The organism is Alkalimonas collagenimarina, from assembly GCF_030717845.1.
Taxonomy (GTDB): domain Bacteria; phylum Pseudomonadota; class Gammaproteobacteria; order Enterobacterales; family Alteromonadaceae; genus Alkalimonas; species Alkalimonas collagenimarina.
In genome coordinates this window covers 192908-210627 of the sequence record NZ_JAUZVZ010000002.1, presented here as the reverse complement: position 1 = coordinate 210627, position 17720 = coordinate 192908, and the positions used below count along the sequence as shown (strand labels likewise).

Annotated in this window: 16 protein-coding genes and 4 tRNA genes; 5 read left to right on the top strand and 15 right to left on the bottom strand. The window is 49.2% G+C overall.

Annotated features, from left to right (window positions below; translation table 11 throughout):
* Positions 1–13: 13 nt before the first annotated feature.
* From Q3O60_RS02200 to Q3O60_RS02190, 3 genes are all read right to left on the bottom strand, one after another.
* Positions 14–1039: a malonyl CoA-ACP transacylase gene (locus tag Q3O60_RS02200; protein WP_305892260.1), complete on the bottom strand. Its 1026-nt coding sequence runs from the start codon at positions 1037–1039 to the stop codon at positions 14–16.
* A complete protein-coding gene (locus tag Q3O60_RS02195) occupies positions 1036–3249 on the bottom strand; it encodes a thiamine pyrophosphate-dependent enzyme (RefSeq protein WP_305892259.1) in 2214 nt (737 codons plus the stop codon). The genes Q3O60_RS02200 and Q3O60_RS02195 overlap by 4 nt, the downstream gene beginning before the upstream one ends.
* Positions 3250–3312: 63 nt before the next feature.
* On the bottom strand, positions 3313–4488 hold the full coding sequence (locus Q3O60_RS02190; protein WP_305892258.1) for an acyl-CoA dehydrogenase: 1176 nt from the start codon (positions 4486–4488) through the stop codon (positions 3313–3315).
* Positions 4489–4598: 110 nt separating this feature from the next.
* On the opposite strand from Q3O60_RS02190, the gene Q3O60_RS02185 reads away from it, so the two are divergent.
* Positions 4599–5438 carry a LysR family transcriptional regulator gene (locus Q3O60_RS02185; RefSeq protein ID WP_305892257.1) on the top strand — a complete coding sequence of 280 codons (840 nt, stop codon included), beginning with the start codon at positions 4599–4601 and terminating at the stop codon, positions 5436–5438.
* Positions 5439–5614: 176 nt separating this feature from the next.
* Here Q3O60_RS02185 and Q3O60_RS02180 read toward each other — a convergent pair.
* From Q3O60_RS02180 to Q3O60_RS02165, 4 genes are all read right to left on the bottom strand, one after another.
* Positions 5615–5691: transfer RNA gene (locus tag Q3O60_RS02180), tRNA-Pro, on the bottom strand.
* 14 nt (positions 5692–5705) lie between these two features.
* A tRNA-His gene (locus Q3O60_RS02175) sits at positions 5706–5781 on the bottom strand.
* Positions 5782–5810: 29 nt separating this feature from the next.
* Positions 5811–5887: transfer RNA gene (locus tag Q3O60_RS02170), tRNA-Arg, on the bottom strand.
* Between the two features lie 32 nt (positions 5888–5919).
* Positions 5920–5996: transfer RNA gene (locus Q3O60_RS02165), tRNA-Pro, on the bottom strand.
* 233 nt (positions 5997–6229) lie between these two features.
* On the opposite strand from Q3O60_RS02165, the gene folD reads away from it, so the two are divergent.
* Positions 6230–7087 (top strand): bifunctional methylenetetrahydrofolate dehydrogenase/methenyltetrahydrofolate cyclohydrolase FolD, encoded by an 858-nt coding sequence (gene folD, locus Q3O60_RS02160; protein ID WP_305892256.1) that lies wholly within the window; start codon positions 6230–6232, stop codon positions 7085–7087.
* A 64-nt stretch (positions 7088–7151) separates the two neighbouring features.
* Here folD and Q3O60_RS02155 read toward each other — a convergent pair whose 3' ends face one another.
* Both Q3O60_RS02155 and cysS read right to left on the bottom strand, forming a co-directional pair.
* A complete protein-coding gene (locus Q3O60_RS02155) occupies positions 7152–8723 on the bottom strand; it encodes a methyl-accepting chemotaxis protein (RefSeq protein WP_305892255.1) in 1572 nt (523 codons plus the stop codon).
* Between the two features lie 144 nt (positions 8724–8867).
* Positions 8868–10265, bottom strand: coding sequence for a cysteine--tRNA ligase (cysS, locus tag Q3O60_RS02150; protein WP_305892254.1), 1398 nt, complete (start codon positions 10263–10265; stop codon positions 8868–8870).
* A 170-nt stretch (positions 10266–10435) separates the two neighbouring features.
* Between cysS and Q3O60_RS02145 the strand changes: the two genes are divergently transcribed.
* On the top strand, positions 10436–10930 hold the full coding sequence (locus Q3O60_RS02145) for a peptidylprolyl isomerase (protein ID WP_305892253.1): 495 nt from the start codon (positions 10436–10438) through the stop codon (positions 10928–10930).
* Positions 10923–11678 (top strand): UDP-2,3-diacylglucosamine diphosphatase, encoded by a 756-nt coding sequence (locus tag Q3O60_RS02140; RefSeq protein ID WP_305892252.1) that lies wholly within the window; start codon positions 10923–10925, stop codon positions 11676–11678. Before Q3O60_RS02145 ends, Q3O60_RS02140 begins: the two co-directional genes overlap by 8 nt.
* Before the next feature lie 30 nt (positions 11679–11708).
* Here the strand turns inward: Q3O60_RS02140 and Q3O60_RS02135 are convergent, their stop codons facing one another.
* Together Q3O60_RS02135 and miaE are read right to left on the bottom strand one after the other, a co-directional pair.
* On the bottom strand, positions 11709–11879 hold the full coding sequence (locus Q3O60_RS02135) for a hypothetical protein (RefSeq protein WP_305892251.1): 171 nt from the start codon (positions 11877–11879) through the stop codon (positions 11709–11711).
* Positions 11880–12022: 143 nt separating this feature from the next.
* Positions 12023–12787, bottom strand: a complete 765-nt coding sequence (miaE, locus tag Q3O60_RS02130; RefSeq protein WP_305892250.1) for a tRNA isopentenyl-2-thiomethyl-A-37 hydroxylase MiaE — start codon at positions 12785–12787, stop codon at positions 12023–12025.
* A gap of 225 nt (positions 12788–13012) precedes the next feature.
* Here miaE and Q3O60_RS02125 point away from each other — a divergent pair, with 225 nt between their 5' ends.
* A complete protein-coding gene (locus Q3O60_RS02125; protein WP_305892249.1) occupies positions 13013–13612 on the top strand; it encodes a Yip1 family protein in 600 nt (199 codons plus the stop codon).
* A 58-nt stretch (positions 13613–13670) separates the two neighbouring features.
* Here the strand turns inward: Q3O60_RS02125 and purF are convergent, their stop codons facing one another.
* The 4 genes from purF to folC are packed head-to-tail and all read right to left on the bottom strand — an operon-like array spanning position 13671 to position 17693.
* Entirely contained in the window at positions 13671–15188 is a 1518-nt protein-coding gene (purF, locus tag Q3O60_RS02120) for an amidophosphoribosyltransferase (protein ID WP_305892248.1), read from the bottom strand.
* 42 nt (positions 15189–15230) lie between these two features.
* Positions 15231–15719, bottom strand: a complete 489-nt coding sequence (locus Q3O60_RS02115; protein ID WP_305892247.1) for a CvpA family protein — start codon at positions 15717–15719, stop codon at positions 15231–15233.
* Between the two features lie 58 nt (positions 15720–15777).
* Entirely contained in the window at positions 15778–16413 is a 636-nt protein-coding gene (locus tag Q3O60_RS02110; RefSeq protein ID WP_305892246.1) for an SPOR domain-containing protein, read from the bottom strand.
* Positions 16410–17693 (bottom strand): bifunctional tetrahydrofolate synthase/dihydrofolate synthase, encoded by a 1284-nt coding sequence (gene folC / locus Q3O60_RS02105; RefSeq protein ID WP_305892245.1) that lies wholly within the window; start codon positions 17691–17693, stop codon positions 16410–16412. Before folC ends, Q3O60_RS02110 begins: the two co-directional genes overlap by 4 nt.
* Positions 17694–17720: the final 27 nt, after the last annotated feature.

The following is a 17720-nucleotide window of genomic DNA, read 5'->3' as shown; positions in this document are numbered from 1 at the left end:
AGCCAACATCCTGTTAGAGGAGTAGCAAGGCTCGCTGCTCAGGTATTGCCATCGATAGCACCAATGGCTGATTGGATGCTTGCTGCTGCACAAAATCTTGTTTTGAATCTATGCCCTGCCAATTTAAGCGGATCAACGTTTGCGCTACTGCGCCACCCAGCCCTGAACCCGGCCCGAGCAAAATAACATGATCGGGTGCAAACTCTTTCATAGCCACCTCCAGCGCCAGCGAAAAATCAAAATGCCCTTGCACTTGTCTATCTAAGGTATAGCGCTGCAATGCCTCAGCAGTCGTTGAAAATGGCTGCCAGATATGACCGCAGCCATCGATCAGTGGTTGCTGAGGTCGGTTGAATGCTTGCGAAGGTATATCGAGCAATGCTTGCTGAGCGGCCTCTTGCATCAACGGTGAATGAAAACCAGCATGACCAGGTAGTATCATCGGGAAGCGATCATCTACTTTCGGCAATTGCTGAACCGCAGCATGTACGGCGGCTTCGGTTCCAGCCAGCACAGCATAACCACCAAATTGAATGGACGGGAATAGTTCTCCCGGATACTTTGCTAACACCGCCCTAACCGCTTGTTGTTTGGCTGCATCTGGCTGCCATTCTGCATTAACTACCGGGTAGATACACTGAGCTCCTGCTGCGTTTGCAGTTAGCCGAGCCATATGACTGACGTGCTGCATGGCGGCTTTAGGTTGCCAACTGCCAGCACAACATAACGCCGTATACCAACCCATCGAGTTACCTGTGATCGCCACAATATCGTACTTTTCGACATCAATGCTCTGATAATCCAGTACTCCGGCCGCAAAGATCAACCCTGCCGCGTTTTCAGCCTGCTGATGCACACGACTGGAATAGTGTGGCTGCTGATCCAGTTCGCTGACCTTAGCAAGCCCAAGCGCTGTGCGTGCTTGATCAAACTGCTGTAAAGTCGCCGCTTTATCATTATGCAGCCGTTGGATGCTGCCAAGTTCTGATTTATTGTAAGTGCCCCGCCCAGGACAGACCAGCACAGCCGTTTTTTTCATGCCTGTTGCTCCTGTGGCTGACGGTTTAGCATGCTCAGTACCTGTTGTTTGATCTGCTCAGCTGACGGCAACACCTGATAGGCTGCGGCTCCCAGCGGAATAAAACTATCTTCTGCTGTGATCCGCTCTACCTGGAAGGTATTGGGTTTGGTTTCATGCAGTAAGGTAAACAGCTCTTCACTGACGGAGCCTCGGCGGCGGCACTCATCGACAATCAGCACTTTTTGACATGAGCCTATCGCAGTTATAATAGCGTCGATATGCAAAGGGATCAGGCAGCGTAAATCAATCAAGCGGATCTGAACCCCTTGCTGACGTAACTCAGCTTCAGCCTGACACGACAAATAATAGCCATTGGCATAACTGATAATGCATAGCTCATCACTGTCACCATAGACAGCAGGCTCGCCCAAAGCCGGCACACTGCAGTCTGGCGTCGGGTAGTCCCGCAGCCAGCCGCCATCACCAGCAGTCAGCAAATCCCGTGTCATATACAAAGCAATAGGCTCTAAAAAAATCACCAGTCGCTTTTGCTGATGCGCTAGCTGCACGGCCTGACGCAGTAACAAAGCCGCATCCTCACCGTGCGAAGGACATAACAAAATAAGTCCCGGAATATCTCGAAACACGGCAAAAGAATTGTCATTATGAAAGTGGCCACCGAAGCCTTTTTGATAGGCTAACCCTGCAATGCGGATCACCATGCCATTGTGATACTGGCCGTTGGAGAAAAATGGCAAGGTAGCGGCTTCTCCACGGATCTGATCTTCCGCATTGTGTACATAGGCCAAAAACTGGATTTCCGGCATGGCAATAAACCCCTGCTGCGCCAAGCCAATCGCCAAACCAAGAATACTTTGCTCATCCAGCAAGGTATTGATCACGCGATTGTAACCAAAGGCATGCACCAGATGCTGGCTGACATTATAGACCCCACCCTTTTTCGCCACATCTTCACCGCACATCACGATGTGGCGGTATTGCGCCATCAGATCATGCAAAGTCCAGTTCAGAAGTTTCGCCAGATGCTGGGGTTTATTCAGGTTGTGTTTGTCGAATGAGAACAGCTCTGTACGCTCCCCCTCACTCAGCAAAGCTGGAGCAGGGCTTACCGGTCGTACCGGCGCAATCGAGGCCATCACGGCGGCTGCTGAGGTTAATTTCGGCCGGCTTGCCGCCACATCGGCGATCCGCTCTATCTGGCTGTCGAGTTGCTCCAACCAATCGGCTAGCTGATACGCTGACATCAAGCCCTGTTGCAGCACCTGAGCGGTGATAAAGGCCAACGGATCCAGTGCAAGTTCATCGGCAATACGCTCTTTTTTACGATAGGCCACTTCCGCATCCGAACCGGCATGGCCAAACAAACGCACTGTCGCCAAATGCAATACCGCAGGCTTACGCTTACGCCGCACATAGTTGGCAGCCTCACAGGCCACCCGATAACAACCAGCGATATCACGGCTATCAGCGACAAAGTATTTTAGTTCAGGGCGTTGCGTTAAGCTTTGTTGCACCCAGCCCACCGGTGTTGGGGTAGAGATACCGAGGCCATTATCTTCACAAACAAACAGCATCGGCAAAGGCACCTGCTGAAATGCCGTCCAGCTTGCCGCATTCAAAGCCCCCTGCGCAGTGGAGTGATTGAGCGAGGCATCACCAAAGCTACAATAGGCAATGCTATCGGCTGGCCACTGCCCCTCAAAATGCAAACGCTGACTAAGCGCGATGGCAAAAGCAGTGCCGACGGCTTTAGGTAAATGCGAGGCAATGGTACTGGTTTGTGGCGGTACGTTTAGCGCCAGACTGCCGAGCACCTTATGACGACCACCTGAGATCGGGTCATCTGATGACGCCGCAAAGGACAATAGCATATCGTGCAAAGGCGTTTGCCCCGGCACTTGCTTGCTTCGTTGCAGAAAAAAGGCGCCACTTCGATAATGTAAAAAAGCAGGATCAGTTGGGCGTAAAGCTGCCGCAACAGCAGCATTGGCTTCATGACCACTGCTGCCAATGGTATAAAAGCTTTGGCCTTTGGCTTGCATCAAACGCGAGCGTAAATCCAATAAACGGCTCTGCCACTGCGTTTCAAACAAGTCAAACAACTGCGCAGCGGTTAAACCATCCAGCCCGGTTGCCGTCTCTGGTAATTGTCCGTCTCTGATCTGCTGCAGAAAACCGATGAACCAAGGGTGTTGTTGAACAGCCATGCGTACTCCTGCCAAAATCAGCCCGAAGCAATCCGTCAGATAGCTCCAAGCGGTATCAGCTGATTAACTAAAGGCTTGTAAACCAGTCTGAGCCCGCCCAAGGATCAAGGCATGAACATCATGAGTGCCTTCGTAAGTATTGACCGCTTCTAAATTCATCACATGCCGGATAACATGATATTCGTCAGCTATCCCATTACCACCATGCATATCACGAGCGATGCGGGCAATCTCCAGTGCCTTGCCACAAGAGTTGCGCTTAATCAGCGAAATGGTCTCTGGCGCCAGCACACCAGCATCCATCATTCGACCAGCTTGCAGACAACCCAGCAAACCAAGGCTGATGTCGGTTTGCATATCAGCTAGTTTTTTCTGTACCAATTGAGTTGCAGCCAGTGGTCGATTAAATTGGATGCGGTCCAGCGTGTATTGGCGGGCGGCATGCCAGCAAAACTCAGCAGCTCCCAATGCACCCCAGCCGATGCCGTAGCGAGCTTTGTTCAAACAACCAAAAGGCCCTTTTAACCCACTGACATTGGGTAATAATGCATCTTCAGGCACTTCAACCTGATCCATCACAATCTCGCCTGTAATCGAAGCGCGCAGTGAAAACTTGCCTTCAATTTTTGGTGCCGTCAGCCCCTTCATGCCTTTATCCAGCACAAAGCCTCGGATCTCGCCTTCGAGCTTGGCCCAGACCACGAATACATCCGCGATGGGCGAATTGGTGATCCACATCTTGCTACCATTCAGCACATAACCACCGGCGACTTTTTTCGCGGTAGTACGCATGCTGGCAGGATCAGAGCCGGCATCCGGCTCAGTTAAACCAAAACAACCCACCCACTCACCGGTGGCCAGTTTCGGCAGGTATTTCTGGCGTTGTGCTTCGGTACCGTAGGCATGAATAGGATGCATCACCAACGAGGACTGCACACTCATGGCACTGCGATAACCACTGTCAACCCGCTCAACTTCGCGCGCAACCAAACCATAGCAAACATGATTAACACCAGCGCAGCCATATTCCTCGGGCAATGTCGCGCCAAGCAGACCTAACTCTCCCAGTTCACTCATGATCTGGCGATCAAAATGCTCATGACGATTGGCCTGTAAAATACGTGGCATCAATTGATCCTGACAATATTGATGCGCGCTGTCGCGGATCATCCGCTCCTCTTCTGTCAGCATATCCGATAGATTGAATGGGTCTTGCCAGTTAAAAACGGGTTTACTCATGGCGCGGTTATCCTCAGGGTGAACAAACATAACTTACTCTATAGCCAGATTAGCCAGCCTTAGTGTAAAGTTAAAATATATTAATCCTGTAGCAGGTATAGATTTAAACTATGGATATACGCCATTTGAAGTACTTTGTTGCGGTGTATGAACAAGGCAGTGTTAGCGCAGCATCTCGTCAGTGCTTTATTGCTCAGCCATCGCTGTCAGCTGCTATCCGCCAATTGGAACAGCAACTGGATGTCACGCTGTTTAAACGTCTGCCTAAAGGAGTCACCCCAACCGAGGATGGTGAGCGGCTGTATGGACATGCCTGTCGCTTACTCAGTCAGTTTCAGGCATTGCAGCGCTCTTTTACCGAGCCAGTGGATAAAATTCGCTTTCGTTTAGGGCTGGTGCGGGCACTTGGAGTCGAACGAATGAGTGATCTGTTACGTCAGTTCAGTGTGCAGCTGCCGGGACTTGAATTGCAATTGGTGGAGCCGGATGACAGCTGCGACGCCCGCATCATTACCGAAGAGTTACTGAAAAGTGGTGAACAGTTTCAGCCCATGTACCACGATCAATTTCAACTGGCACTGCCAGCAGGATACCCACTGGCATTAAAACCAATGATTGAATTGCAGGACTTTCACCAATTGGCCTTGATTAAGCGCACCCCCTGTGAGGCCTGGCAGCGGCTGTATCCGGCGTTGGTTCGTCAAGGCATTGAGCCGGATATCCGGGCCGACATTCAGACCATCGAGTACGCATTGGGTTTGGTATCCGCAGGCGTTGCCTGCGCTTTGGTACCGGATTTTGAGCAATTGCGCCAGCGACAGGATGTATTGCTGCGGCCGATTAATATGACGGGGTTAACACGTAGGATTGGGCTGGCGTACCACCCGGTAAAAACCAGTGGTGTAGCGCTGGAGACCTTGCTGCGTTTGTGTCAGAAACTGGCTGCATAAGGTTAAGGCCTGGATGGATGGATGGACTTTTTCCGGAAACCTGACACGCCCGGACGGCGTGTCAAGAGCGCCCACGGATGGGTTCACAGCGTGTTCCGGAAAAAGATCCGCAATCCAGCGCCGTGCTACAAAGCACAAAACTAAGAATTACTATTCAAAAAATTAGTAGGGAGAAATGGTCGGTGATGCAGGATTTGAACCTGCGACCCCTTGGACCCAAACCAAGTGCGCTACCAAGCTGCGCCAATCACCGACATTTTGGAAAGTTGGGGTGGATGATGGGGCTCGAACCCACGACAACCGGAATCACAATCCGGGGCTCTACCAACTGAGCTACAACCACCACAATAAAACCTGTTACCTGCACCTGAATGGCGCGCCCGATAGGATTCGAACCTATGACCCACGGCTTAGAAGGCCGTTGCTCTATCCAACTGAGCTACGGGCGCACATGTCAAACGCCTACACGGGTAGAAATAAATGGTCGGTGATGCAGGATTTGAACCTGCGACCCCTTGGACCCAAACCAAGTGCGCTACCAAGCTGCGCCAATCACCGACACTGTGCTGCATCGCTGCAACGGGGCGGAATATTAACGCTAAGGTCGGGTATCGTCAAACCTTTTTTTCAATCCCCTTCTTGATTGCTGCTTATTTATACCAAGTCTATCCTCACAACTTGCCGAGCCTGTGAAAGCTCAGATTATTTTGGCTACTAACGTTGGATCTGCAACTAGCCTTAAGCCGCTGGCTATGAGAAAATATTGCCATTCGTCCCCTGAGAGAGTTTCTATGTCTGCCCAATTGATCGATGGTAAAGCCGTTGCCCAAGCTATTAAAGCCAAGGTTGCTGAAAAAGTGCAGTTGCGCCTGCAACAAGGAAAGCGCACTCCGGGTTTAGCCGTCGTGTTGGTAGGACAAGATCCAGCCTCACAAGTCTACGTGGGCAGCAAACGCAAAAGTTGCGAGGAAGTCGGCTTTCAATCATTTTCTTATGACTTACCAATCGACAGTACCGAAACGCAATTATTGGATTTAATTGATACTCTCAACCAAGATCCACAAGTCGATGGTATTTTGGTGCAATTGCCCTTGCCTGCTGGTTTAGATGCCTCAGTTATTCTGGAACGAATTCATCCGCATAAAGATGTCGATGGTTTTCATCCCTATAATATTGGCCGACTGGCTCAACGCATGCCGGCACTCCGACCGTGCACCCCCAAAGGCATCATTGCGCTACTGGAAAGTACAGGACAAGATATTAAAGGCCTGCATGCTGTGGTCGTTGGTGCATCCAACATCGTTGGTCGGCCCATGGCATTAGAGCTACTGCTGGCAGGTTGCACTACCACCATTTGTCACCGTTTCACCCGCGATTTAGAGTACCATGTGCGTCAGGCGGATTTATTGGTGGTTGCCGTTGGCAAACCCGACTTTATACCCGGTGACTGGATAAAAAAGGGAGCCTTGGTAGTTGATGTAGGCATCAACCGCCTTGAATCGGGCAAATTGGTAGGTGACGTTGGTTTTGCAGAAGCAGTTCAGCATGCCTCTTACATTACCCCCGTGCCCGGCGGCGTAGGACCAATGACCGTGGCTTGCCTGATTGAAAATACGTTAGAAGCCTGTGAGCGCTATCACGATAACTAACAAACTCGCTTTTACCTCCGTGCCTTTCATCAGCACGGAGGCACAACGTACTTACATGATATCTCTACTTCGCCCGACTAAATCGCTGCACCAGGTCTTTTAAATCATTGGCCGTATCTTGCAAGCGATACACACTCTTCGCCGCCTGCTGTCCTTTACCAGAACTATCTTGAGCCAGCTCTGAGATATTGACCACCTGCCGGTTAATATCATCCGCGACGTGCGACTGCTCTTCAACTGCGGTCGCCATTTGCAGCGCCATGGCAGCAATGCTATTGATGGCCTGACTAATACCATCGAGCATTTTTTCCGCATCGGCCACTTTCAAAACACCCTGCTCGGCATCACGCTGCCCGGCTTCAGCCACGCTCACTGCCGATTCTGCTTTTTTGGTCAACTCAGTGATAATGCCATGGATATCTTTGGTCGACTCGGTCGTTCGAGCCGCCAATTGACGGACCTCATCGGCAACCACCGCAAAACCCCGCCCTTGCTCACCGGCGCGCGCAGCTTCTATTGCAGCATTCAATGCCAACAAATTGGTTTGATCAGCAATTTGTTCAATAATTTGTGCCGCTTTGGCAATACTGCCAGTTTGCGTCGCCAGATCTTGCACGGAGTTGCTGATCTGATCGACCGATTGCTGTAAATGGACAATAGCGGTACGGGTTTCTTTGGCAATTTGTAAGCCTGACTGAGCTAACTTATCCGCATCATCAGCCTGTGAAGCCGTTTCTTGTACATGCACCGACACTTCAGCAATGGTGGTCGTCATTTCATTCATCGCAGTCGCCACTTGTTCTGTTTCCTGCTGCTGGCGATCAATCTGCTCTGTTGCTTGTTCCGAAGCCTGCTTTGCCTCATTAGAAAAATCAGAGACCCGGCTGGAGGCTTCTTCAATTCGGGTCAGTACCGTTGTTAAATGCGCTTGTTCGGCCTGAATAGCCACCTGAAATGAAGCTTGTGTCCCCGATGCATCACTGTAAGATTTCATGGCTAATGGATCGCGAAAGGCATGTGGCAACAGCGCTTCGAGTTGCTGTAAAGTCTGACCTGCTTGCCATTGCGCATACAGATAGCTCAGTAGCGTACTTAACGCTAAAAACACCGATGCTGCTGGTAATGACGCCAACTGCCAGAGTACTGCAGCGATACCTAATAAAGTGACAGGGAACCAGCTGACTTTTATCAACTGGAGTATTTTTGCTGTCAACGGAACCGATGCGTGACCGTCCCTCATTCGTTGGTACAACGCTTCAGCTCGCTCCACATCCACTCGATCCGGGCACACGCGTACCGACTCATACCCCACCACTTTGCCATGTTGATGCACTGGGGTAACGTAGGCATTCACCCAGTAAAAGTCACCATTTTTGCAACGATTTTTTACCAGACCCATCCATGGTTTGCCCTGTTTTAAATAGGACCACATATTTTCATAGGCGGCAGGAGGCATATCCGGATGCCGGACTGTATTGTGTGGTTGGCCAATTAACTCCTCCCGGCTGAAGCCACTAATATCGACAAAGGCATCATTGCAGAATTTAATCGTACCTTTGAGGTCGGTAGATGAAATTAATTTTTGAGTGCTTGGAAAGGTACGTTCCTGAGAAGTGACAGGTTGATTGTTGCGCATGGCCTAACCTTCTTTTGTTTTTTTTAAGTAAGATCAGGAGTATAGCACTAAAAGAAAAATTGTGCTGTCAGAGCGCATCCCCATAAAAAATGCGATAAAAAAAGCCTATGGAGAACCAGAGGCTTCTGTCTGAAGAGCTGCTTTTTAGCTACGGCGCCAGCTGGTGATGCCGTTTTTATCTTCCACAATAATGCCTTTCGCAGTCAGCTGCTCACGGGCCGCATCAGCCGCTGGCCAATCTTTATTGGCCCGGGCTTCATTACGAGCCGCAATCAATGCTTCAATTTCAGCAGCATCATCGCCCGCCTGGCCACTAGTGCCAGCCTGAATAAACTGCTCTGCATCACCCTGCAAAATACCAAGCACACCACCCAGTAAATGCAGTAAAGAGCTTAGCTGCTGCGCTTTGGCAGCATCACTATCTTTATTACGGTTAATCTCCCGTGCCACGTCAAATAATACCGGCATTGCTTCCGGGGTATTGAAGTCATCATCCATCGCTTGTTGAAAACGTTCCACATAACTTTGGCTTAGTTCGTCCTCTAACGCCACTTCATCAGCTGGCGGAACATCACGCAAAGTGGTGTACAAGCGACTCAGTGCAGCATGCGCCTGCTCAAGGTTGTCGGTAGAATAATTCAACTGGCTACGGTAATGGCTCGACATCAGAAAGTAGCGAACAGATTCTGCATTGTATTTCGCCAATACTTCACGCACGGTGAAGAAATTACCCAGTGACTTCGACATTTTTTCTTTATCGACCTGCACCATGCCAGTGTGGATCCAGGTATTGGCATACTTGGTACCATGAGCACAGGTGGATTGTGCGATCTCATTTTCATGATGCGGAAACTGCAAATCAGAACCACCACCATGAATATCAAAATGCGTCCCTAAATGGCAGGCACTCATGGCGGAGCACTCAATATGCCAGCCTGGTCGTCCTTTGCCCCACGGAGAATCCCAGCTCGGTTCCTGTGGCTTGGCCATTTTCCATAACACGAAATCCAACGGATCATCTTTGTTGTCGTTGATATCGACTCTGGCACCTGCTTGCAGCATATCAAGATTTTGCTGACTTAAAGCCCCATAGGCTTCATAACGGCTGACATCAAATAACACATCACCATCCTTGCTGACATAAGCATAGCCTTTGTCCAGCAAGGTCTGCACTAAGTCAATAATTGCTGCCATATGGCCGGTTACCGTCGGCTCAATATCCGCGGGCAACAACCCAAGAGCAGCAAAATCTTCATGCATGGCTGTGGTGAAACGAGCCGTTAACGCTTCACAGCTTTCGTTGTTTTCAGCAGCACGCTTAATGATTTTATCATCCACATCAGTGATATTACGAACATAGGTCACGTCATAACCAGAGAAACGTAAATAACGGTTCATCACGTCAAAAGCGACATAAGTACGGGCATGACCAATATGGCAGTAGTCGTAGATCGTAATCCCACATACATAAAGGCCCACCTTGCCCGGAATTAAAGGTTCGAAGGTTTCTTTTTTTCTGCTTAGGGTATTAAAGATCTGCACTCGCGACTCCAGCCTGTCAAGGGAACTAATAAGCGATAGTCTATCATTGCCGTAGCCTGTAGCGCTATATGCATTTCCTGTGCTCACCACACAACTTATGCTGTTGTCTGTGCTTATCACCAGAAAAAAGTTACAATAGATTTTTTATTTTAGTATTTCAGGAGTCTGTTATGGTTAGCTTGCACACCAATTTTGGCATTATCAAACTGGAATTGTTTGCCGATAAAGCCCCGGCTACGGTGGAAAACTTTTTAAATTATGCCAAAGAAGGTTTCTTTGATGGCACTATTTTTCATCGGGTGATCCCAGGCTTCATGATTCAAGGTGGTGGCTTTACTGCCGACATGGAACAAAAGCCTACCAAAGCAGCTATTAAGAATGAAGCCAACAACAAAGAGCACAATGGTATCGGCACTATCGCGATGGCCCGCACTTCTGATCCGCACTCTGCCACCTGCCAGTTTTTTATCAATCTGGCGGAAAACGACTTCCTCGATTTTCGTGCTGAGAATAGCCAGGGCTGGGGCTATTGTGTGTTTGGTAAAGTGACCGAAGGACTCGATGTCATGGAAAAAATCGCTGCCGTCAAAACCGGACGTTACGCCGGTCATGCTGACGTACCCACTGAAGCTGTCATCATCGAACGTGTTGAGCTGAATGACTAAAGCGCATACGCTGTTTATCGCTGATTTGCATCTAAGCGCTGAACGACCCGACATCACCAGCGCTTTTTTGCAGTTTATACAGCAGCAAGCCAATCAGGCTGAAGCGCTGTACATTCTGGGCGATTTGTTTGAGGTGTGGATAGGCGATGACAACCCAGAGCCGTTGCTTGAGCAAGTAGCAGTTGCGTTAGAGCAACTGAGCCACCAGCTCCCCATATACTTTATTCATGGCAATCGTGATTTCTTACTGCGCGATGCCTATGCCAAACGTGCCGGTATGACTTTGCTGCCAGCGCATCAAGTCATCAATTTGTATGGCACACCTACCCTCATTATGCATGGCGACAGCTTGTGCACGCTCGATGTGGCTTATCAGAAGTTCCGCCGTTGGTGGGATCAACGCTGGTGGCAGAACCTAATGCTGGCCATGCCGTTGTGGTTTCGACAGCATCTGGCTGCTAAAGCTCGCAAAAAGAGCGCTAGCCACAAAGCCAATATGATGCAAAACCAGCAAAACACCATTATGGATGTCACGCCCTCCGAAGTAGAGCGTGTGATGGCAGTCGCAGGGGTGCGTCACTTGATCCATGGCCATACCCATCGACCGGCTGTGCATGAACTGACTATCGGGCAACAAAACGCCAGGCGCTATGTCCTTGGCGACTGGTATCAGCAAAGCAGCTATTTAGCCGTCAGTGCCGATGACTGGCAGCTTCATTTTCAACCCTTGGTTGAAAATGAAGCTTAGTTCCCAGACCGGGCAAAAGATGCCAATAGTTTAGTTGTAGCCAAGCACCGCTGTGGGTTCCAGCTCGGGGCGTTCCGCAAATGGTTTATTGCCCGCTAATAAGCAAGGCGCTTCACCAAAGTGAACTCTGGGCTGCAGGTAGAAATCCTGTTCAGGGGTGGTGGTACTGGATGGTTGTTCTGACTGTGGTAATACATTCATGGTGTGTCTCCTTCACCTATCGAAGCGTTTAACAGCATCATAGTCCGTCGATGCTTAAGCTAAGCTTAACCGAACACTGGTTATTTTTCAAACAATCCATAACAAAGCTTACTGCTATCGCGCAATCTGCCATTCACTTAAGCTCAGGCTGGTACGCCACTATGAAACTTAAAGTCTTCATCTGCCGATAAAATCAACTCAGCTTCAACCTGCCCGAACCAAGTCACTCTTTCACTAATATCATGCCCTGCGATCTGTTGGGCTAATTGCAGGTAATCCTGGTAATGACGGGCTTCAGAACGCAGTAGTGAGCAATAAAAATCTGCTAATGCAGCAGGCAGGTGTGGTGCTAACTGAGCAAAACGTTCGCAGGAACGGGCTTCAATGTAGGCGCCACAAATCAGCTTATCAATTAATGCTGCAGGCTCGTAGGTACTAACGTGTCGCAACAGTCCCCTGGCATAGCGGCTTGAGGTGATTTTTTGGTACTGAATGCCCTGCAGCTGCATCATTTCCAATACCTGATAAAAGTGATGCAGCTCTTCTTTGATTAGCAACACCATTTTATCGATCAACTCCTGGCCATACTGTGAGTTGGCCTTAGGCAACATGGATTTTTTCAGTTTAATATCGGCAAGAGCACGCCAATCTCCCTGCTGACGATAGGTAAAATCTTCATACGGCTTGAGCCACTGCAACAACGCTTCGCCACTTTGCCCATCAACCGCATATTTACGGATCAGATACATGGCACTTTGCGCTGCTTTTAACTCACACACCAAATGATCTGTTAACAGCACTTCGAGCTGCTGCGGATCTTGCGCGCGTTTAATCCAGGCGGCCGGTGTGGGGCACGCAAGGAACCGCTGGATCGGGACTAATAACGACTGATATTCAGACTGCAACATGCGTTTCCGTTTACCCTGGAACAAAGCATTACATTATACCCAAGTCACTGCAAGATACGAGTTTCACAGGTTTAAACCTGATCCGGATCAAATTTTATGCAACACCACTTGACGCTAGCACTAAATTTGGCCATAACTGACATATACCAAGTATTTATTTCGGTATAGTTCTGCGGAGGCTGGCCTCTGCAATGCAGTGGTAAGTTGTACCTAAGGATAATAATTATGATACTTAACCATTTATGGGGACTGTATGCCCACCCGAAAGAAGAGTGGCATACCATTGACCAACGTCATGAAAGTTTTCGTTATAGTCTAGCCCATATACTGATTGTGGCACTGATCCCATCAATTTGCGCGTACTACTCTGCGGTGCATATTGGTTGGAGCATTGGTGTTGGCGATACCATCAAACTCACCGCAGATAGTGCTCTGATGCTATCAGTTGCCATGTATGCTGCTTTAATCGCTGGTGTATTCGTCCTGGCGTTTCTGGCGCACTGGATGGCACATACCTTCGGCTCTGAGCCGACCTATACCCAAACGTTGGAACTCGCTGCTTATACATCGACGCCATTGTTTATGGTCGGTTTTGCTGCTCTGTATCCTGAGCTGTGGTTTGTCATGTCTGTTGGTTTAGTCGGCTTGGCCTACTCGGTTTATCTGTTGTATGTTGGAGTGCCCATCCTCATGCATATTCCAGAAGAGCGAGGCTTTATTTATGCCAGTTCCGTGGTCACTTGTGGTTTAATACTGCTGGTTTGTGTGCTTACCACGACGGCGATTTTGTGGAGTTCAGGCTTTGGCCCGGCCTTTACTCACTAACCATTTCTGACACAGTAAAAAAGCCGCATCAGCGGCTTTTTTACTGTGAAACAGAAGCTCAATCGTCTTCGTTATAGGTCTCCAGATTGGTCGCCATCGCCATCGCTGCGTTGCGATTTTTGGCTCCGTCACTGCGGAGCTGATCCAATCGATTCAGATAGTCCTGATCGATATCATTGGTCACGTAGACACCATCAAACACCGAGGTTTCAAAGCGCTTAATTTCTGGGTTTTCAGAGCGAACGGCTGCAATCAGATCGTCCAATGATTGGAAAATCAGACCATCCGCGCCAATGTTTTCACAGATGCTATCCACATCATGGCCATGCGCAATCAATTCGTTTGCCGATGGCATATCGATGCCATACACATTAGGGAAACGAACCTCAGGTGCTGCTGAAGCAAAGTAGACCTTTTTAGCTCCTGCTTCGCGTGCCATCTCGATGATCTGCTGTGAGGTAGTTCCACGAACAATAGAGTCATCAACCAGTAAGATATTTTTACCTTTAAATTCTTGCGTAATGGCGTTTAACTTTCGGCGTACCGACTTTTTCCGCTCTACCTGTCCCGGCATAATAAAAGTACGACCGATGTAACGGTTTTTCACAAAACCTTGCCGATACGGTAAACCCAACTCCTGAGCAATTTGCAAAGCGGCATCATTGCTGGTTTCCGGGATCGGGATCACTACATCAATATCCAGATGCGACCATTCCCGTTTAATTTTTTCACCCAGGCGGGTACCCATAGCAACGCGTGATGCATAGACAGAAACATTATCGATGGTAGAGTCTGGCCGCGCGAAATACACATACTCAAAAATACAAGGGCTGTAGCCAGGATTTTCAGCGCATTGCTGACTAAATAACTCACCCTCTTCGGTAATGTATATCGCTTCGCCAGGATACACGTCGCGCATGACTTTAAACCCATCGGTATCCAGGGCTACACTTTCCGATGCGACCATATACTCGGTGCCAGCTTCCGTTTCACGTTTACCTATCACCAATGGACGAATGCCATTCGGATCGCGGAATGCCACCAGACCGTGACCAATGATTAAGGACACTACGGCATAGCCACCACGTACCTTACGATGCAGTGTGGTGACGGCAGCAAAAATATCTTCCGCATCAAGTGATAGCTTATTGTTTAGTTGCAACTCATTAGCAAACACATTGAGCAGAATTTCAGAGTCAGACGTGGTGTTCACGTGACGGCGAGCATGCTTAAAAATATCTTCTGTCAGTTGCTCAGAGTTGGTCATATTGCCGTTATGGGCCATGGCAATACCAAAGGGGCTGTTCACATAAAAGGGTTGTGCTTCAGCGATGCTGGATGAGCCAGCTGTAGGGTAACGCACATGGCCAATACCAATATTGCCTGACAGCCGCAGCATATGGCGAGTATGGAATACATCTTTGACCAAGCCATTGGCTTTTCGTAAGCGAAGCGTGTTGTGATCGACCGTCACGATACCAGCAGCATCCTGTCCCCGGTGTTGCAATACGGTCAGGCCATCATACAGCGCCTGATTAACCGGATACTTACCAACAATACCAACAATACCACACATTGATTTTTCCTCGCCTTAAACTAATACCACAGCAAAAAGATATTAGGGCTGTTGCATAAAACTTGAATGGTTCTGCAAGTAATCGAAGAACCATTCGATGATAAATTTGAATTCTGGAATTAACCGGGATGCCTGCCACCATTCGGTGGTAGCAATACCAGTGAAGGCATCGACAAAAAACAGGATCGCGCTCACCAGTAATACGCCTCTTAAGGCACCAAAAATAAGCCCTAACACGCGATCAGTACCGCTTAGGCCGGTGGATTGTACCAGCTTACTAATTAAAAAGTTGACCAGAGCGCCGAGGATCAGCGAGCAGACAAACAGAATAGCAATGGCGAGTGCATTGCGAAGGATTTCATCATCCAGGGTGGTAAAGAAGGCAGCCAGATAGGGGTAATAATAACTGGCGATAAAAAAAGCCAGAATCCAGACGATCAGGGAGATGGCTTCTTTGACAAAACCACGCACCAGACTGATCACAGTCGACAGTGCAATGATCGCCAGTATGACAAAATCAATCCAAACCATGAAATACCACTGGATACCCGTTCAAGGCGCGCATTCTACCAAAATCAGCAGATATTGCCTAATTATTTTCCAGTGGCTGATAACTACTAACACGGAGTTGTTCTACCCCAGTCAACTCACGTAAAGCAGCTACTTGCTGCTCTAGCTCACTGCGGCGTAGATCCGGGCCAACAAATACACTGGTCAACTGCACACCACTACTGTTGGTGATTTGGCGGGTATAGGTTCGAAAGCCAGCCTCTTGCAACTTTTTAACCAATGCATCCGCATTGCTGGCTTGTCCAAAACTACCGACCCGAATCGTCCACGCTTGCTCCGTTAAGGCGGGGTTGCCTCTATTGGCAGTATCGGTTGGAGGCGACGAGCTTTCTATCTCGGCACGGTCACCATTGAGCGTCACCTGGGCATAATCCTGTGATGGCAAAGTCTCTGCTTCATCTGAAGATGACGCTGCATCCAACGGTAGCTCATCTGAGCTTTGTTCAGCCATGGCCTCGGCGCGACGCTGTTGCACGACCTCACTATCAAACACGTGCTGCTCTTGTACACCAGCAAACTCTGGTCGAGCCGGGATCTGTTCGAAATCATCCTTTAGCACCTGTTTATCTCCATCCAGTAAGTCTGGCAGAAACACAACGGCTGCAATCATTAAAATACAGGCGCCAAGTAAGCGCTGCTTAAAAGCACGGGTCATTTCGCCTCCGGTGGTGATGTATATGCTAATACCGCTGACACAGTAACAAAAGAGCCAAATACCAGCAATAAGTCATCGTCTGATACGACAGATTCCGCGTGCCGATAGCCACTGAGCACATCGTTATACAGGCTAACTTGCTGCCCTTGGGGGACGACAGCCTGCAATTGGTGCGCAGTCGCACCACGGGGCGCTGGCAAGCTAACCAGATGCCAATGCTCAACCAAAGATTGCAATGCAGCTAATGCGTCAGGTTTGATTTTATCCTGCAGCATACCACAGACCGCATGGATGTGACGGAACCTGGATTTCATTGTTGCCAACTGTTGAGCTAAGTAAGCAATCGACTGAGGGTTGTGAGCGACATCGAGTAGAATAGCCGGTTGATGTTGCAACCATTGCATACGCCCTGCCAATTGCACTTGAGCCAACGACCGACGAACGACTTCTTGAGCGGGTAATAATTGCAGCTGCTGCAGTGCCATCAAAGCAGTGGCACAATTTTGCAAGGGCAGTTGCACCAATGGCAGCTCAGATAACACCTCGGGTCCCAGCACACATTGCCAACTGTGTTCAGCTTGCTGCCAGCTGTAATCCCTGCCAGCACAAAGTAACTGACTGTTTTTTTCGCTGGCAACTGCAAATACACTGGCTGGAACATTCTGTTCAGCCACCACGGCAACCTGATTGGCGCGAAATATCCCAGCCTTTTCCCGACCAATGGCTTCACGGTCGCTACCAAGCCAGTCCTGATGATCCAAGTCGATGGTGGTTAATACGCTCAGATCAGGTGTCACAATATTGGTGGCATCCAAACGACCACCTAACCCGACTTCAACCAGCGCTAGATCCGGCTGAAGTGTTTTAATCAAATAAAAGGCGGCCAAGGTCGTGAACTCAAAGTAAGTGAGATCGATGCTTTCTCGAAGCTGCTCGACAAAGGCAAAGGCCTCGACCCACTTTTCATCAGCAACATCCTGCTGATTTATACGTAAACGCTCGCGAAAATGTACAAGATGAGGTGAGCTATAGACCGCAACACTGCGTCCTGAGTCCAGCAACAGCTGCTCCATGCAACGTGCGGTAGTGCCTTTACCATTGGTGCCAGCAATCAACACAACCTGGCCCGGCAGTTGCTGCAAGTCAGCTCTACGAGCGACCTGAAGCACCCGGTCTAAACCAAGTTCTATCTGATGTTGAGGATGGCTTTGCTCGATATAGCACAGCCAATCATCCAGTGTCTGGCACGATTGGCTGCTGATAGGAAGGTCAATGGTCATAATAGTAGGTAGAGTACCCTGAGCAGC

Coding starts and splice junctions, on each gene's coding strand:
- Q3O60_RS02200 (WP_305892260.1), bottom strand. CDS start 1,039: ATGAAAAAAACGGCTGTGCTGGTCTGTCCTGGGCGGGGCACTTACAAT.
- Q3O60_RS02195 (WP_305892259.1), bottom strand. CDS start 3,249: ATGGCTGTTCAACAACACCCTTGGTTCATCGGTTTTCTGCAGCAGATC.
- Q3O60_RS02190 (WP_305892258.1), bottom strand. CDS start 4,488: ATGAGTAAACCCGTTTTTAACTGGCAAGACCCATTCAATCTATCGGAT.
- Q3O60_RS02185 (WP_305892257.1), top strand. CDS start 4,599: ATGGATATACGCCATTTGAAGTACTTTGTTGCGGTGTATGAACAAGGC.
- folD (WP_305892256.1), top strand. CDS start 6,230: ATGTCTGCCCAATTGATCGATGGTAAAGCCGTTGCCCAAGCTATTAAA.
- Q3O60_RS02155 (WP_305892255.1), bottom strand. CDS start 8,723: ATGCGCAACAATCAACCTGTCACTTCTCAGGAACGTACCTTTCCAAGC.
- Q3O60_RS02145 (WP_305892253.1), top strand. CDS start 10,436: ATGGTTAGCTTGCACACCAATTTTGGCATTATCAAACTGGAATTGTTT.
- Q3O60_RS02140 (WP_305892252.1), top strand. CDS start 10,923: ATGACTAAAGCGCATACGCTGTTTATCGCTGATTTGCATCTAAGCGCT.
- Q3O60_RS02135 (WP_305892251.1), bottom strand. CDS start 11,879: ATGAATGTATTACCACAGTCAGAACAACCATCCAGTACCACCACCCCT.
- miaE (WP_305892250.1), bottom strand. CDS start 12,787: ATGTTGCAGTCTGAATATCAGTCGTTATTAGTCCCGATCCAGCGGTTC.
- Q3O60_RS02125 (WP_305892249.1), top strand. CDS start 13,013: ATGATACTTAACCATTTATGGGGACTGTATGCCCACCCGAAAGAAGAG.
- purF (WP_305892248.1), bottom strand. CDS start 15,188: ATGTGTGGTATTGTTGGTATTGTTGGTAAGTATCCGGTTAATCAGGCG.
- Q3O60_RS02115 (WP_305892247.1), bottom strand. CDS start 15,719: ATGGTTTGGATTGATTTTGTCATACTGGCGATCATTGCACTGTCGACT.
- Q3O60_RS02110 (WP_305892246.1), bottom strand. CDS start 16,413: ATGACCCGTGCTTTTAAGCAGCGCTTACTTGGCGCCTGTATTTTAATG.
- folC (WP_305892245.1), bottom strand. CDS start 17,693: ATGACCATTGACCTTCCTATCAGCAGCCAATCGTGCCAGACACTGGAT.